The 15,414-nt window shown below is 67.0% G+C and carries 12 protein-coding genes; 8 read left to right on the plus strand and 4 right to left on the minus strand.

All coding sequences use genetic code 11. The features are described 5' to 3' along the window. Nucleotides 1–30 precede the first annotated feature (30 nt). The 6 genes from ACVT6V_RS04935 to ACVT6V_RS04960 all read left to right on the plus strand — a co-directional run bounded on the left by ACVT6V_RS04935 (nucleotide 31) and on the right by ACVT6V_RS04960 (nucleotide 7,033). Nucleotides 31–495 carry a Rho termination factor N-terminal domain-containing protein gene (locus tag ACVT6V_RS04935; RefSeq protein WP_489898698.1) on the plus strand — a complete coding sequence of 155 codons (465 nt, stop codon included), beginning with the start codon at nucleotides 31–33 and terminating at the stop codon, nucleotides 493–495. Nucleotides 496–623: 128 nt separating this feature from the next. Then, complete coding sequence (locus ACVT6V_RS04940; RefSeq protein ID WP_489900708.1) at nucleotides 624–1,853, plus strand: helix-turn-helix transcriptional regulator; 1,230 nt, start codon at nucleotides 624–626, stop codon at nucleotides 1,851–1,853. A gap of 165 nt (nucleotides 1,854–2,018) precedes the next feature. Continuing rightward, entirely contained in the window at nucleotides 2,019–3,107 is a 1,089-nt protein-coding gene (locus tag ACVT6V_RS04945; protein WP_489898699.1) for an S-(hydroxymethyl)mycothiol dehydrogenase, read from the plus strand. Next, the gene (locus ACVT6V_RS04950; protein ID WP_489898700.1) at nucleotides 3,104–3,730 is read left to right on the plus strand and encodes an MBL fold metallo-hydrolase; all 627 of its coding nucleotides are present in this window, start codon (nucleotides 3,104–3,106) and stop codon (nucleotides 3,728–3,730) included. The genes ACVT6V_RS04945 and ACVT6V_RS04950 overlap by 4 nt, the downstream gene beginning before the upstream one ends. Before the next feature lie 37 nt (nucleotides 3,731–3,767). After that, a complete protein-coding gene (locus tag ACVT6V_RS04955; protein ID WP_489898701.1) occupies nucleotides 3,768–5,513 on the plus strand; it encodes a SulP family inorganic anion transporter in 1,746 nt (581 codons plus the stop codon). Beyond that, nucleotides 5,510–7,033 carry an ATP-dependent DNA ligase gene (locus ACVT6V_RS04960; protein WP_489898702.1) on the plus strand — a complete coding sequence of 508 codons (1,524 nt, stop codon included), beginning with the start codon at nucleotides 5,510–5,512 and terminating at the stop codon, nucleotides 7,031–7,033. Before ACVT6V_RS04955 ends, ACVT6V_RS04960 begins: the two co-directional genes overlap by 4 nt. Nucleotides 7,034–7,047: 14 nt before the next feature. On the opposite strand, the gene ACVT6V_RS04965 is transcribed toward ACVT6V_RS04960, so the two are convergent. The 4 genes from ACVT6V_RS04965 to ACVT6V_RS04980 form a co-directional block, all read right to left on the minus strand. After that, entirely contained in the window at nucleotides 7,048–7,836 is a 789-nt protein-coding gene (locus ACVT6V_RS04965) for an IclR family transcriptional regulator (protein WP_489898703.1), read from the minus strand. Between the two features lie 26 nt (nucleotides 7,837–7,862). Beyond that, entirely contained in the window at nucleotides 7,863–8,909 is a 1,047-nt protein-coding gene (locus ACVT6V_RS04970) for an FAD-binding oxidoreductase (protein WP_489898704.1), read from the minus strand. Then, on the minus strand, nucleotides 8,909–10,228 hold the full coding sequence (locus tag ACVT6V_RS04975) for an aromatic ring-hydroxylating oxygenase subunit alpha (RefSeq protein ID WP_489898705.1): 1,320 nt from the start codon (nucleotides 10,226–10,228) through the stop codon (nucleotides 8,909–8,911). Before ACVT6V_RS04975 ends, ACVT6V_RS04970 begins: the two co-directional genes overlap by 1 nt. A 314-nt stretch (nucleotides 10,229–10,542) precedes the next feature. Continuing rightward, nucleotides 10,543–13,866: an arabinosyltransferase domain-containing protein gene (locus ACVT6V_RS04980; protein WP_489898706.1), complete on the minus strand. Its 3,324-nt coding sequence runs from the start codon at nucleotides 13,864–13,866 to the stop codon at nucleotides 10,543–10,545. A 71-nt stretch (nucleotides 13,867–13,937) separates the two neighbouring features. On the opposite strand from ACVT6V_RS04980, the gene aroQ reads away from it, so the two are divergent. Beyond that, the gene (gene aroQ / locus ACVT6V_RS04985) at nucleotides 13,938–14,399 is read left to right on the plus strand and encodes a type II 3-dehydroquinate dehydratase (RefSeq protein ID WP_489898707.1); all 462 of its coding nucleotides are present in this window, start codon (nucleotides 13,938–13,940) and stop codon (nucleotides 14,397–14,399) included. 30 nt (nucleotides 14,400–14,429) lie between these two features. After that, nucleotides 14,430–15,386: a DUF389 domain-containing protein gene (locus tag ACVT6V_RS04990; protein WP_489898708.1), complete on the plus strand. Its 957-nt coding sequence runs from the start codon at nucleotides 14,430–14,432 to the stop codon at nucleotides 15,384–15,386. Nucleotides 15,387–15,414 lie beyond the last annotated feature (28 nt).

Consider the following 15,414-nt stretch of genomic DNA (forward strand, 5'->3'; position numbering starts at 1 on the left):
CCAGGATCCCCGGACAGCGCAGGAGCATCGATGAGCAAGAAGAAGAAGATGATCGGTCGGCTCGAGAAGGAGATCGAGCGTCTCCGCGGCGAACTCGACCGTGTCGACAAGGAAGCGAAGAAGCGGATCAAGAAGGCGGAGAAGGACGCCGCCGCGCTGCGCGACGAAGTGCTGAGACTGATCGGCCAGGCCAGGTCGGGAGGCAAGACGGCCACCGACGAGAAGGCCGGCGCCGCGCCCGACAAACCCGACACCGCAATCGTCGAGGAGACGCCCGCGTCACCCGCCGTCGAGGCACCCGCGGTGACCCCGACGAAGGTGCCGGACGCACCGGAACGGGCGGCTCGCACGCGTGCCCCGGCACAGAAGAAGCCCGCGAAATCGGCGGCTTCCGGAGGCCCGACCGTGGCGCAACTGCGGACCGAGGCCAAGAGCAAGGGCATCAAGGGCTACTCCACGATGACCAAGGCCCAACTGCTCGACGCGCTCGGCTGAGGCCACCCACACCGGGCCGTGAGCAGGGTGGATAGGCTTGGACGGTGGGCGTGCAGAGATCAACGCAGGTCGCAGCCGAGCCCCGCGACGGCGGTGGGGGCGACTCCCTCGTCGGCAGGTGGCAGCAGCTGCGCGACGTGATCGACGGCCCGCTCCCCGAGATCGCGCTCCGCTTCTCCCGCTTCCTCGCTGCCGACCGGCCGCATCAGGCGTTGATCATCTTCACCCGCGAATGCACCGGACGCCCGCGCAAGGTCGCCGGCGATCCGGAGATCGTCGACCGGGTCACCATCGACGAGCTCGATGCGATCAAGGAATCGGTTCTGCCCGGCCGACTCGAGCCCACCACCGCGGTCGTCGGTGGGGTGCTGCGTCCCGTCCACGCGGTGCGCGACGAGTCCGACACGCTGCTCGTGGTCATCCCCAAGCCGTCGCGGACCGCGCCCGCGGAGCCGTCCGGCGATCTGCTCCGCGCCTGGTTCGCGATCGTGGCGACATCGATCCGACAGCAGGTCGCGCAGGCGAGCCCGGACTACCTCGCCGAATCGCGCGCGGCATCCAGCGAGCGGGCACGGACGATCGCGCAGCTCACCCAGACCCACGAGGACGCCCTCGTCTCGATCCTGGGCACGCTGCGGTCCCGCGACCTCGACGATCGCACGGCACGGGCCGCCGCCGCCGAGACCGCGTCGTCGGCGCTCATCGCGCTGCGGGCGGTGGGCGACAGCGACCGCAAATTGGCCACCGAGGAGCTCACCGCCGCATTCGGGCGGCTACAGCTGGAGCTCGAGCCGGCCGCGGATCAGCTTCACGTCGACGTCGAGTACGTCCGACCGTCGGGTAGCGGACGCACCCTGCCCGGCGAGATCGCCCACGCGGCGCGAGCGATCGTCCGGGTGGTCGCGGTGGCCTTCGGTTCCCAGCGCGGGGTCGCACGACTGCGGATCGCATGGGAGTGCGTCGGGAACGATCTCGTCGTCGACGTCCGTGACCAGGGTGCGGGCGACCTCGACGGGGAGGCGCTGTCCCGGCAGCTGACCGGTCGGCTGCAGACACTCGGCGGCCGGCTCGAGGTGGAGACCCTCCCCGCCTGGGGCAGCCGGGTGACGGCCCGTATCCCACTCGAGACACCCGGCGAGCGCCCCGACGAGGACGTTCTGTCGACGCTCAACCCGCGGGAACTCGAGGTGCTCGGCCATCTCGCGCTCGGGCGGCGGAACAAGACCATCGCCACCGAACTGGGTGTCAGCGAGAGCACCGTCAAGTTCCACGTCACGGCCATCCTGCAGAAACTGCAGGTGTCCAATCGAGGGGAGGCCGGTCTGCTGGCGGCGCGGGCGGGAATCACCGCCGCATGAGCATGCGGCCCTCCGCGGTGATCCGATTGATGGGCTGTACTTTCGACTAGGTAGAACCATCCATTCGGACGGATGCATGTGTTCACCCGCACCGCGAGACTGGGATGCGTAGCGGACTGCCCGTGGCGGTCCACAGTTGTCACCCGAAAGGATTGAGAAGCCGATATGTCGCAGACGGTCAAGGGAGTCATCTCGCGGAGCAAGGGAGCGCCGACAGAGGTCGTCGACGTGGTGATCCCCGACCCCGGCCCACGGGATGTGGTGGTGTCGATCAAGGCGTGCGGTGTGTGCCACACCGATCTGGCCTACAAGCAGGGCGGCATCAACGACGAGTATCCGTTCCTGCTCGGCCATGAGGCGGCCGGCACCGTGGAGGCGATCGGCTCCGACGTCACGCACGTTGAGGTCGGCGATTTCGTGGTGTTGAACTGGCGTGCGGTGTGCGGCCAGTGTCGCGCCTGTAAGCGCGGGCGTCCGTGGTACTGCTTCGACACGTTCAACGCCAGCGTCCCGATGACCCTGACCGACGGGACCGAGCTGAGCCCGGCGCTGGGCATCGGCGCGTTCGCCGAGAAGACGCTGATCCATGAATTGCAGTGCACCAAGGTCAATCCCGAGACGGATCCGGCCGTCGCCGGCCTGCTCGGCTGCGGCGTGATGGCCGGCCTGGGCGCCGCGATGAACACCGGCAACGTCGGTCGCGGCGACTCGGTCGCGGTGATCGGCTGCGGTGGTGTCGGTGACGCCGCGATCGCCGGTGCGAGACTGGCCGGAGCGACCACGATCATCGCGATCGACCGCGACTCCTCGAAGCTGGCGTGGGCCAAGGATCTCGGCGCGACGCACACCATCAACGGTGCCGAGGTCGACGACGTGATCGCCGCGGTGCAGGACCTCACCGACGGCAACGGCGTCGACGTCGTGGTGGATGCGGTCGGCCGGCCGGAAACCTACAAGCAGGCGTTCTATGCCCGCGACCTGGCGGGGACCGTGGTGCTCGTCGGTGTGCCCACGCCGGACATGACACTGGAGATGCCGCTGATCGACTTCTTCTCGCGCGGCGGTGCGTTGAAGTCGTCGTGGTACGGCGACTGCCTGCCCGAACGTGACTTCCCGATGCTCATCGACCTGTACGAGCAGGGTCGGCTGCCGTTGGACAAGTTCGTCACCGAACGCGTCGGACTGACCGATGTCGAGGCCGCCTTCAGTGCGATGGAGGCGGGCAAGGTGCTGCGCTCGGTGGTGGAGCTGTGAGCCTGCGCATCGACAATGTCGTGACGTCCGGCCAGTTCTCACTCGACGGCGGCACCTGGGACGTCGACAACAACATCTGGATCGTCGGCAACGACGACGAGGTGGTCATCATCGACGCCGCGCACGCGGCCGAACCGATCCTCGAGGCGGTCGGCGATCGCACGGTGAAGGCGATCGTGCTCACCCACGGGCACAACGACCACATCACGGTCGCGCCGGAACTGTCCGAGGCGACCGGCGCCCCCATCCTGCTGCATCCGGGCGACGACATGCTGTGGAACGAGACCCATCCCGACGTCGCCCACGGTGACCTCGAGGACGGGCAGGAGATCACGGTCGCCGGGACCACGCTGACGATCATCAACACACCGGGACACTCGCCCGGATCCTCGGTCGTGTACGCGCCCGAGGCCGGCGTGCTGTTCTCCGGTGACACCCTGTTCCAGGGCGGACCCGGCGCCACCGGACGGTCGTACTCCAGTTTCCCGACCATCATCGCGTCGATCCAGGAGAAGATCTTCAGCCTCGACCCGGAGACGAAGGTCCACACCGGACACGGTGACGGCACGACCGTCGGCACCGAGTCGCCGCACCTCGAGGAGTGGATCAAGCGCGGCAGCTGACACCGCCGCGCGGGTGCGTGCGGGTAACGTCAGCACAATGACCGCGCCCGGCGCCCTGATCCCTCCGGCATTGCGGGGTTATCGGGCGTCCTGGCTGCGCACCGACATTCTCGCCGGCATCACGCTGGCCGCGGTGGCCATCCCAGAATGCATGGGGTACAGCTCGATTGCGCACGTCCCGGTCGTTGCCGGGCTGTACACCATCATTCTGCCCACCATCGCGTTCGCCGTGCTCGGTTCGTCCCGGTTGCTGGTCGTCGGCGCCGACTCCGCCACGGCGGCGCTGCTGGCCTCGGGCATCGCCGGCCTCGGCGTCGCGGGACTGATGCCGGACACGCAGGAGTGGCTCGCGTGGGCCGGTGTCATCGCGCTGGTGACGGGTGCATTCCTCGCCGTCGCGCGTGTCTTGCGCCTCGGCTTTCTCGGCGACTTCCTCTCCACCGCAGTGCTCGTCGGCTTTCTCGCCGGGACCGGCATCAGTGTTATGACGGGACAGATTCCGGGCATGCTCGGTATCCCCGTGACCGGGGGGCGGGTATGGGAGCGATGGTCGGCGATCGTGGGCGAGCTCGGGTCGATCAACTGGGCGTCGGTGGCGTTCGCCGCCGCCACCCTGGTCGCGCTGATCGGCGCCCGGCGGTTGGCGCCTCAGGTGCCGATGGCGATCCTGGTGGTGATCGGGTCGATCGTGCTGGTCGCGGTGTTCGGCTGGGCCGATGATCTCGACGTCGTGGGTGCGCTGAACGGCGGATGGCCGAACCTCGGACTGCCCGAGGGCATCCGGTGGGGTGACATCCCCAAGGCCGCGACGGTCTCGATCGGCTGTGCCATCGTGATCCTCGCCCAAAGCGCTGCCACCGCTCGCGGTTTCGCCCAGAAGCACGGGGACACCGCCGACGTCAATCGCGACATCGTCGGGCTGTCCGCAGCGAACCTGATGGCCGGGCTGAGTTCCACTTTCGTGGTCAACGGAAGTCCGACCAAGACCCAGTTGCTCGACGAGCAGCGCGGTCGGACGCAAGTCGCCAATCTGACGATGGCCGCCGTGGCACTGGTGGTCGTGGTGTTCCTGGACCGCGCGCTCGCCGACCTCCCGCACGCCGTGCTCTCGGCGATCGTGTTCCTGGTCGCGGTCAATCTCATCGACCCGCACGCGTTCCGTCGTATGTGGCAGGTCCGCAGGATCGAGTTCGGGATCGCTGTCATCAGTGCGGTCGTGGTCCTCGTCTTCGGCGTGCAGAACGGCATCCTCACCGCGATGGGCGTGTCGCTGCTCGAGATCGTCCGCCGTCAATACCAACCGCGACGATTCGTGGTCGGCGTCAGCGACCACGGTCGCGAGCGTCGCTACACCGCAGCACATCCCGGCCTCGAATCGTTGCCGGGGCTGATCGTCTTCCGGTACGACGCCGACCTGTTCTACGCCAACGCAAGTCGCTTCGCCGACGACGTGATGGGGTTGATGCGGGCCGCGCCGGACCCGGTGCGCTGGCTGGTCCTCGACTGCACCGTCATCAGCGATGTCGACTATTCGGCCTCGTCGGTGCTCGAGGACCTGATCGCGTTCGTACATTCGCGTGACGCCCACTTCATCCTGGCCGGCGTCGACCCGGAACTGCATGGGGCCCTGTTCGTCGAGGGAGTGCTCGGCGACCTCGACCCCGACCACGTGTTCGGCACCGTCGGTGCCGCGGTCCGTGCCTACGAGAAGGCCTACCCGGACGCCGTCGAACACGAATCCGATGACCATCCAACGCATCCCGAAGGATCGGAGGAACAGTGAGGCTCGCACGTGTCGTCGACGCATCCACCGCCATCGCCGCCACCCGCTCCCGCAACAAGAAGTCGGCCGAACTCACCGCGCTCCTCGACGAGGCGTCGGCCGAGGAGATCCCGACGGTGGTCGCGTGGTTGTCGGGGGTGATTCCGCAGGGCCGGCTCGGGGTCGGCTGGCGGTCTCTGATGAACCTGGAACTCACTCCGGCGGCGGAACCGTCCCTGTCGGTGTCCGATGTGGATGCGATGCTGACCGGGCTCGCCGCCGCCACCGGACCCGGTTCGGTGGGTCGACGGCGCGAACTGCTCGATGAATTGTTCGGTTCGGCAACCGAATCCGAGCAGGACCTGCTTCGCAGGCTGCTGATCGGCGAACTGCGGCAGGGTGCGCTGGCCGGCGTGATGGTGGATGCGATCGCGTCGGCGTCCGGACAGTCACTGGAGTTGGTCCGCCGGGCGCACATGCTGACCGGATCACTCTCGGAGACGGCGGCGCTCGCGGTGCACGGCGGTGAAGACGCACTCGCCGGGGTCGGCTTACAGGTCGGACGCGCGGTGTCGCCGATGTTGGCGACACCAGCGGAATCGCTCGAGGACGCCGTCGTCTCGCTCGGCCCGGACCTGGTGGTGGACTTCAAGCTCGACGGTGCCCGGGTGCAGGTGCATCGTGACGGCGACGCCGTCTCGGTGTTCACCCGGACCCTGCGCGATATCACCGGCGCCGTTCCGGACATCGTGGCGGTCGCACGTGACCTGCCCTGCCGGAGCATTATTCTCGACGGTGAAACGCTGACCCTTGACGCCGACGGGCGGCCTCGGCCGTTCCAGGACACGATGAGTCGGTTCGGCTCGTCGGGTGAGTTCGGTGACGACCCGGCCGGGGTGCTACGCCCCTTCTTCTTCGATTGTCTGCATCTCGACGGTGACGACCTCATCGATCGGCCGTTACGAGAACGTCTGGCGGCGTTGACGTCGGTGGCACCCGAGTTGCGCATCCCGTCGGTGGTCAACCCGACCGTCGAGCAGGCCGCCCAGCATTTCGATGCAGCGCTCGCCGACGGGCACGAAGGGGTCATGGTCAAGTCCCTCGACGGCGTCTACGCTGCCGGTCGACGCGGAAAGGGTTGGCAGAAGGTGAAACCCGTGCACACCATCGATCTGGTGGTGCTCGGAGCCGAGTGGGGCTCTGGACGTCGCACGGGATACCTGTCCAACCTGCATCTGGGTGCCCGCGACCCCGACGGCGGTCCACCGGTGATGGTGGGCAAGACGTTCAAGGGACTCACCGACGCGTTGCTGCAATGGCAGACCGACGAGTTCCCGCTGCACGAGAGTCACCGCGACCCACACACCGTCTATCTGCGCCCAGAGCTCGTGGTGGAGATCGAACTGGATGGAGTGCAACGCAGTTCGCGCTATCCCGGCGGTGTTGCCATGCGCTTCGCACGGGTGGTCAGGTACCGGCCGGACAAGACGCCCGCCGAAGCGGACACCATCGAGACCGTCCGGGGGATGCTGCCGGGATGATCGGCCGGGCCGTTTCAGCCGTGGTAACCGAACTTGGCGTTCAGCTCGTCGCCGACGACGGTCAGTTTCGCGACGAGCTCGTGTGCGTCGGCGGGATCGAACCGATAACGGGGACCCGAAACGCTCAGTGCCGCCACCACCTGGCCGGTGTGGTCGCGGATGGGGACGGCCATCGCGACGAGACCGACTTCCAACTCCTCATCGGCCAGCGACCAACCACGTTCGGCGACGATGTGCAATTCGTCGATCAGCGCGGGCAGGTCGGTGATGGTCTTCTCGGTGAACCGGGGCAACGTGCGGGGCAAGCTCTTGCGGAGTTGGGGATCGGTCAGTCCACTGAGCAACGCCTTGCCCGATGAGGTGGCATGCGCCGGGGACGCCTGGCCCACCCAGGTGTTCAACGCTACGCTCGACGAGCCCTGCGCCTCGACGACGTTGATGGCCTCTCCCTGACGTAGGATCGCGAGATTGGTGGTCTCGCCGGTGTCCTCGGCGAGCGTGTTGCAGAGTTCCTGACCGAACTTTGCGAGATCGAGCGTCGCGGTCGTCGTCCCGGCCAATCGGACCACGGTGAATCCGATCCGGTACTTGCGGCCGCCGTGCGCCTGCTCGACGAACCCCCGCGATTCCAGTGATCCGATGATGCGCGACACCGTCGATTTGTGAACGCCGAGTTCCTCGGCGAGCTCGGTGACCCCGGCACTACCGGCCCGGCCGATCATCTCCAGCACCTGCAGGGCCCGATCGACCGACTGGACAGCGCCGCCCGTCGGCTTCTCGCTGTCTGTGCTCTCACCGGCCATAACAACAGTTACCTTACCTGCCGCGCTCAGTAGTCGATCTCCACCGGAGACAGAGGTTCGGAGCAGCAGAGCAGGATCTTGCCCTGTTGGATCTCGCGATTTCGGATGCCGCCTTGGTGATTCATCACCACGTCGCCCGAGAGCTTGCTGACCTTGCACGACCCGCACAGTCCGATTCCGCAGGACGACGGCAGAGTGACGCCGGCGGCAGCTGCGGCGGCAAGGATGCTCGATCCGGGTGAGACGGTGATCCGTCGGGCACGCCGGGTGAAGTCGACGACGACGCCGGGTTCGTGGGAATCGGCGGGGAGGCTGAAACCGAAGCTCTCCTCGTGGATGTGCGCGAGGTCGCCGCCGGCGGCGACGAGGGCGGACCGCACGCCGCTGCGGAAACTCCCAGGCCCGCAAAGGAAGATCTCGCGTTCGGCCAGGTCGGGACAGACGCGCTCGATCATTGTGCGGTCGACACGGCCCCGGTGACCCGTCCAGTCGGGCAATTCGTCGGCAGGCATGCGGGTGGCGGCGAAGGCCAGCGTCAGATTCGGATGCCCTCCGGCGAGTTCTTCGAGTTCGTCGCGGAACGGAATGTCGTCGACGCTGCGGGCGCTGTGCACGAAGACGATGTCGGTGGGTGCCCGGGCGTCGGTGACCGCGCGAACCATCGACATCACCGGGGTGATGCCGCTGCCGGCCGAGATGAAGAGATACTTCTCCGCCGGCCGGGCGGTGTAGGTGAAGCGGCCCAGTGGGCCGGTGGCGGAGATGACGGTGCCCGGAGACATGTTGTCGTGCAGCCAGTTCGAGACATGTCCCCCGGCGACTCGTTTCACCGAGATCGACAGGGAGCCGGAACTCAGTGGCGACGACGAGATGCTGTAGCACCGCTGGACCGACCTGCCGTCGATCTCGAGGGTGATGGAGAGGAACTGGCCGGGCTCGAAGACCAATGTGTGGGACTCGTCCGGGGCCGGGTCGCTTCCACCCGAGTGGCCGAGGACCCGAAAGGTGAAGGTCGCGATGTCACGTGTGGTGTGGGAGCGGTCGATGCAGAGCAAGAGGTGGTCGGCGGACATCACGCACTCTCCGCGGTGGGCATCGGTGTCGGCAGGCCGAGGTTGGTGCGCAGCGCGGTGATGTACCAGTTGACGAATGCCTCGACCTGGAACTCCGACGGTCCGTACGGGCCGGGCACATAGGCGGGACTGCTGATGCCCTGCTGTGTCAACCGGACCAGGTCCGCGTCCTGCTGATTGGTGATCTCCCACACCGAGGTCAGACGGTCGAGGTCGTAGTCGACGCCCTCGACGGCATCCCGGTGCACCAGCCAGGTGGTGCGGACCAGTGTCTTGTTCGGCGCGAGCGGGATCACCGAGAACAGCAGTGCGTGATCGCTGGTGACGTGCAGCCACATGTTGGGTTGCAGGTGCATGGACAGGCGACCCAGGCGGGTGTCCGGCATGTCGGTGAGCAACCGACGGCACGCGGCCGTGCCGTCGAGGGTGAACGACTCCCCGGCGAGGTCCATTGCTTCTCGCTCGATATGGAAACCTGTTGTGCGGGTGTCGAGTTGCTCGATGCGTGGGTAGGGTAAGCCGTTGCGTTCCCAGGTCTCCACCAGTTCGGTGGTGGCCTGGTGGTAGCGCGCGAAGACCGGTCCCAGCCGGGCGGGGATGGCTGCGGCATCGCTGTAGCCCCAGGTAGGGAAGAAGACGTTGAGCAGCTCCGGATGGCCACTGCAGTGATAGCACTCCCGGTTGTTCTCCATGGTCAGCTTCCAGTTGCCGTCCTCGATGAGATCGGTCTGTTTGGCGACCTTGGCCTGCTGGAGCAGATGCGGCGCCAGATACGGCTCGATGATCTCCGCGACCTCGTCGATGTCGGTCGGCGGATCGTCGGCGAGACAGATGAAGACGAGTCCGGCGATCGTCCGAACGTGCACCGAACGCAGTGAGTAGCAGGACTTCTGGAATCCGGGTGCCTGTGCGTCGGCGAACATCAGCCGGCCGTCCATGCCGTAGGTCCAGGAGTGGTACGAGCAGACGATGGTCCCGACCGATCCGCTGCGCTCGGTCAGCAAGCGCGCGCCGCGGTGCCGGCAGACATTGTGGTGCGCACGGATCTCGCCGCTGTCGTCACGCGTCACGATCACCGAACGGCTGCCGAAGTTGATCGTGACAAAATCGCCGGGCTCGGCGACCTCTGCCTCGGCTGCGACGAAGATCCATCGTTTGGAGAAGACCTCGTCGAGGTCGAGGTCGAAGAAGTCTTGATCCACATAGAACGACGCGGGCAGGCTTTGCCCGGGGACTCGGTCGCGGATCAGGGCGTGCACGGGGCGGAGCGGATCGTCCGGCCTCGAGTGTGCCGCGCCGGCGACGAATTGTGCGGTCATCGGTGTGCGGATACCAATCTCTGCCAAGGGATTCCACGATTCCTCAGATGTCGGACAGAGTGCCTGTGGTCCTCGGTGACCCGCTGGCGGAGCCGGTGCATCAAACGGTCAATGTTGCGCGCTACGCAACACTGAGCAGCACATGCAACAAGTGTGCGGCCGCGTGGATACGGTGTCAAGCGCTGAGTCGGCGGGTGCGGGGAGTATCGGTTGTCGCTCCCTGATTCCGGATCCGCGCCTTCGATCGAGGGAGCGGAATCGGAATCGGGGAGCGACAACCGTCAGCTCATGCTTGCCACTCGTCGGCTTCGCACTCAGTGCCGGATGGGCGCCGGACTCCAGAGTCCGCTGCGAGTGGCGGTTCCGGTCTGGATGTCGGCCAGCGTGTTCACGTTGCCGTAGGGCGTGTACTTCTCCAGCGAGCCCCAGTCGCGGCCGATGTCGCCCTGCAGGTACGTGGCCATCGCGTCCGCCTGCTGCGAGACCTCGAGCCAACCGAGCGGTCCGCCGCCGTAGGAGTCCTGCCACGCGGAGACCGCGGCGGCCAGATCGGCGCCGGGCTTGATCCGCCACTTGGGAATCTCCGCGACCCCGTTCTCATGGGTGAAGGGACGTTGGCACGGGAACACCAGACCGGACGTCCAGTCGACGTGAACCGGGTCCTCCCGGCCGACGACGTCCTCGAGTGTCTTCATCTCCGGCAGTCGCGGCGGCGTGACGACGATGAACCGGTCCGACGACAGGTTGTCGTCGACGGCGACGATCCGAACCGCGGTGATATCGGACGGCAACGAGTCGGTGGTGACGCGAACATTGCGCCAGGACGGTCGCGGTCCGGGGTCGATCATCTCGGTGTCACCGGTGGCCTGCAGCGATGCGTCGCGGGTTCCGGGGCGGATGGGATCGGTGGTGTATTCGAGCAACAGGTTCGGATTGTCGTAGAGACCTGCGACGGAGAATGTCAGCAACGGCCGGTCCTGGAAGTCGGACGGCAGCGCATACCACGCCGACGTGAGCCGCGCGGGAACCTGGTCGGTCGTCGAATAACTGCCCATCACCGGGGTCTTGGCCGGGTCCAGGAAGAACGGGAGTTCGGCAAAACTGCCGTTGACACCGGCGCTCGATGTCACGCCGCCACCCGTGCCGCCGGTGTTGGCGGTCAGCACATCGGGAGAGTCGACCGCTGTGCCGGCGAGGACACCGAGCGAACCCTCGCTGGCCGTCGTGTCGAGGTCGACGGGCACGCCGTTGGCGGTGAACCCGGTGGTCGCCGGTCGCGTGCCGCCGGGCGGCGCGGTGGCCGGCCCGGCGAGCGGATCGGCGATCGAACCGTCGACCGGTTGCAGCAGGAACCGGCTCGGATCGGTCTCCACCCACACCTTGTCGGCCATCCCGCATTCCTCGCCCTTGAGGGCTTCCAGGTTGGATCGGGGTACCGAGTACGACGAACTCTGTTGAATCCCCGCGAAGGCCGCGGTGATCAGCATGAAGATCACGACGCCCGCGGAGATGAACGCCAGCGGTGCCGACGCCACGAGCGACCACAACCGGCGGTACCAGGCGCGCGGGCGGTGATGTGCGGGATCGGCGGGGTCGGTGCCGGCGAACGGCTCCCGGAAGTGGAACCAGAGCGCCGCGAGCAGGAGGACCAGCGCGGCGTACAGCAGGATGTCGGCGAGTTTGAGCCCGAAGGTCACCTGGCCGACGCCCCACGGCATCCCCCACGCCGACGAGTAGTAGTACGAGTTCGGCGCGGTGAACGCGAGCCCCCCGATGAACAACACGAGTGCGGCGAACAGTGTGCGGTTCCGTCGCGAGTGCATGGTGTCGTTGCTGGCCGCGATGGCAGCGATGGCGGCGAGTGCGGCGGCCAGACCGGCGAACACACCGAAGTGATGCGTCCACTTGGTGGGCGTGAACATCAGGAACACCAGGGACGCGAAGGTGATCCCGACGATCCGGCGGGACGGCCCCAACGCGGTGCCGGGGATGCGCGAACGTCGGATCAACATCGCGGCGGAGACGACGAGGCCCAGGAACATCGCCAACACCGCGAACCGACGTGCGATCGAACCGTCCGCGGAGAACGCGAACAGGGAGGAGTAGCGGTCGATCTCGTTGTACCAGTGCAGGGATGGGCCGAGTGCCGACTTCATCTGCGATGCCTCGACGAACGACCGCAGCGTGAGATTCGAGAACACCACGAAGATCACGAAGGTCCCGGCCGCGAGGATCGGTGCCAGCAACGCGACGTAGCTCCAGCGATCGCCGCCGATCACCTTGGCCCGCTTGATCAGTGCGAGCATCATCGGGCGGGCACCGGCGATGAGGGCCGCGACCGCCAGCAGCCCGGTCGGTCCGGCCGCCAGGCTGAATGCGCCGACGAGGCAGGCCACCGCGGCCGGCAGCAGACGGCCGGTGGCGATGGCGCGCTCCACCGAGCACCAGGTGAGCAGCGCGCCTAGACAGATGATCGGTTCCGGGCGTAGGCCGTTGTTGAACGGGAACCACGACACCAGGAACACGAACGCCGCGGTCCATCCGACGACCGGTCGGGAGATGGCGGCGCGGCCGAGACGCGGCAACACCTCGTGGCTGATGATGAGCCACACCCCGATGCCGCAGAGCAGTGCCGGAATCCGCATCCACGGGCTGGCCACGCTGACATGGCTGAGCCAGCCGAAGACCTGGTAGTACCACCCGAACGGCGCCTCGGGAGCGCCGTACCAGCGGAAGTAGTTGGCGGTGTACTGGGCATGCTGAGCCACCCGCGACATGGTGAGCAGGTAGCCGTCGTCGGACGTGTTCGGTCCGATGAAGTGCCAGACTATGAGCGCGCCGATCACGACGTAGTCGCGGGCGTTGAGCCGCCACCACCGAGCGGGCAGGATGCGGCGGTGTTTGCGGCCGTCGGTCGAGTCGAGGACGGCGAGTGCCGCCAGTGCCAGCAGAGTGCAGATGATCCCGACGATCAGCACGGCCCACTTCAGGATCGTCGGAGTGGTCGAGTACCGGGAGTCGATCGTGACATGCGCATCGAGGCCGGGCAGGGTCGCGGCCGGACCGTCGAGGTCGGTGAACAGACCCGTGACCTGGGGACGCTGGTCGGCGTCATAGGTGTCGGACTCGCGGCCAGCCGTGGTGCCGTCGAGCGCCTCGCCCTCGTCATTGCGCATGCCGACGAACTCGGCCGACACCGCATCGGAATCGGCGTGCACCGCGATCTCGCGGCAGTCCTGCGACCGGATCTGCTCGAGAGTCGCAGAGACCAGCGGTACGTTGCGGATGACCACTTCGACGGTCTGCCGATCGGCCGGGTCACCCGGCTGACCCGTCTTGCGGATGAACAGCCCGCGCTCGGCCGCCTTGTCCGCCTCCTTGGGTGTGGTGGACAGCAGCACCGATTCGCCGTCACCGAGTTGCTCGACGGCGCTGCACGGCACGTGCGCGTCCAGGTCGATCGGAACATAGCTGATCAGCGGCGCCGCGACCGAGGTGACCCGGTCGCCTTGCGGCCACGAGATCTGTGCGGTGGTCTGGTGGACCGGCATGAGGGGAGTGGCCAGCGCCATGAGGAAGCCGAGCAGTCCGGTGATGATGGCGACGACCTTGGCTCGTCTTACCGTCTGCGATGGCACAAAGAGAGATGGTAACCGTTGGCTTTCCGGGCCCCCGCTCGGCCGAATGCCGCTGAACTAAGGTTGGTGCCATGTCTGACACCGCGACCGACCCGGAGCCGCTGCCGATCCTGCTGCTCAACGGCCCTAACCTGAACACGCTGGGTGTGCGGCAGCCTGAGGTCTACGGTGCGGCGACGTTGGCGGACGTGGTGGACCTGGCCGAGCGGACGGCGTCGGAGCTCGGCTTCGGCCTGCGTGCCGCCCAGACCAACCATGAGGGCCAGATGATCGACTGGATTCACGAGGCCCGCGGTCAGGTCAGCGGGATCGTGATCAATCCGGCGGCGTGGACGCACACATCGGTGGCGCTGGCCGATGCCCTGGTGATCCCGGAGGTGCCGATCATCGAGGTCCACATCAGCAATGTCCACAAGCGGGAGGCGTTTCGCCATCACTCGTATGTGTCACCGCTCGCCGCCGGGGTGATTGCCGGATTTGGTATCCGCGGCTACGAGTTCGCGATCCGGCAACTGGTCGAGTTGGTGTCCTGATCCGACCCGCTGTGGCGGCACAATACGAGAGTGCTGCACATCGCGATCTCGACGCCCGCGGAGCTGACGGACGACATCGTCGGCCTTGTGATCGACGACGAGGCGGTGAGTTCGGTGACCGTCGCACGGGGAGCGTCGGTGAAACCGGTGGGCGACGTCGTGACCATCGACGTCGCGCGCGAGGCCGCCGATGGCCTCATCAATGCGGTCCGCGATCTCGGGGTCGCGACCGACGGAAGCCTGCGGGCCGAGGAGGTCGAGACGTACCTGTCCCGGCGGGCGCTGCAGGCCGAACGGCGCGCGCCCGGCTTCGGGTCGGATGCAGTGGTGTGGGCCGAGGTCGGACGTCGTGCGTACTCCGATTCGGAACTGAACTTCACGTATCTGGGATTCATGATCCTCGCGACCCTGCTCGCGGCGATCGCGGTCGTGCTCGACTCGCAGATCTTGACGGTCGGCGCGATGGTGCTCGGACCCGAGTTCGGCGTCATCACTGCGATCGGTGTGGCTGTTGTGCTACGACGGCGTCGCCTTCTGTGGATGTCCTGTCGCACGCTGGTGACCGGTTTCGTGGTGGGAATTCTTGTCACCATGCTGGTGTCGTTGCTCTGGCGGGGCCTGGGATGGGCCACCGACGATGACCTGCTGCATCATCCCGCCACCGAGTTCATCTATACGCCGGACCGGTGGTCGTTCTTCGTCGCGATCATCGCCGCGATCGCCGGCGTGCTGTCGATAACCTCTGCCCGTACCGGAGCTCTTGCGGGCGTGTTCATCTCGGTCACGACCATCCCCGCCGCAGGCAATCTTGCGCTCGCGGCTGCGTTCGCCGAGTGGCGCGAGGTGGGCGGCTCGGCATTGCAGCTCGCGATCAACATCAGCGGCATGACGCTCGCCGGATGTCTGACCCTCTGGACCCAGCGACGACTGTGGCAGCCGTTCTCGAAACGTCGGGTGGCGCGGCGACGGGTGGTCGGGTCGGGGTGAGGCGGCACCGTCCGAACAATGTGCAACC

Source organism: Gordonia sp. LMA167 (genome assembly GCF_058130025.1).

What these genes read in the sequence shown, in the direction of transcription:
- ACVT6V_RS04975 (WP_489898705.1), bottom strand. Translation starts at nt 10,228, where the DNA reads ATGACCGCACAATTCGTCGCCGGCGCGGCACACTCGAGGCCGGACGAT.
- ACVT6V_RS04955 (WP_489898701.1), top strand. Translation starts at nt 3,768, where the DNA reads ATGACCGCGCCCGGCGCCCTGATCCCTCCGGCATTGCGGGGTTATCGG.
- aroQ (WP_489898707.1), top strand. Translation starts at nt 13,938, where the DNA reads ATGTCTGACACCGCGACCGACCCGGAGCCGCTGCCGATCCTGCTGCTC.
- ACVT6V_RS04965 (WP_489898703.1), bottom strand. Translation starts at nt 7,836, where the DNA reads ATGGCCGGTGAGAGCACAGACAGCGAGAAGCCGACGGGCGGCGCTGTC.
- ACVT6V_RS04970 (WP_489898704.1), bottom strand. Translation starts at nt 8,909, where the DNA reads ATGTCCGCCGACCACCTCTTGCTCTGCATCGACCGCTCCCACACCACA.
- ACVT6V_RS04945 (WP_489898699.1), top strand. Translation starts at nt 2,019, where the DNA reads ATGTCGCAGACGGTCAAGGGAGTCATCTCGCGGAGCAAGGGAGCGCCG.
- ACVT6V_RS04935 (WP_489898698.1), top strand. Translation starts at nt 31, where the DNA reads ATGAGCAAGAAGAAGAAGATGATCGGTCGGCTCGAGAAGGAGATCGAG.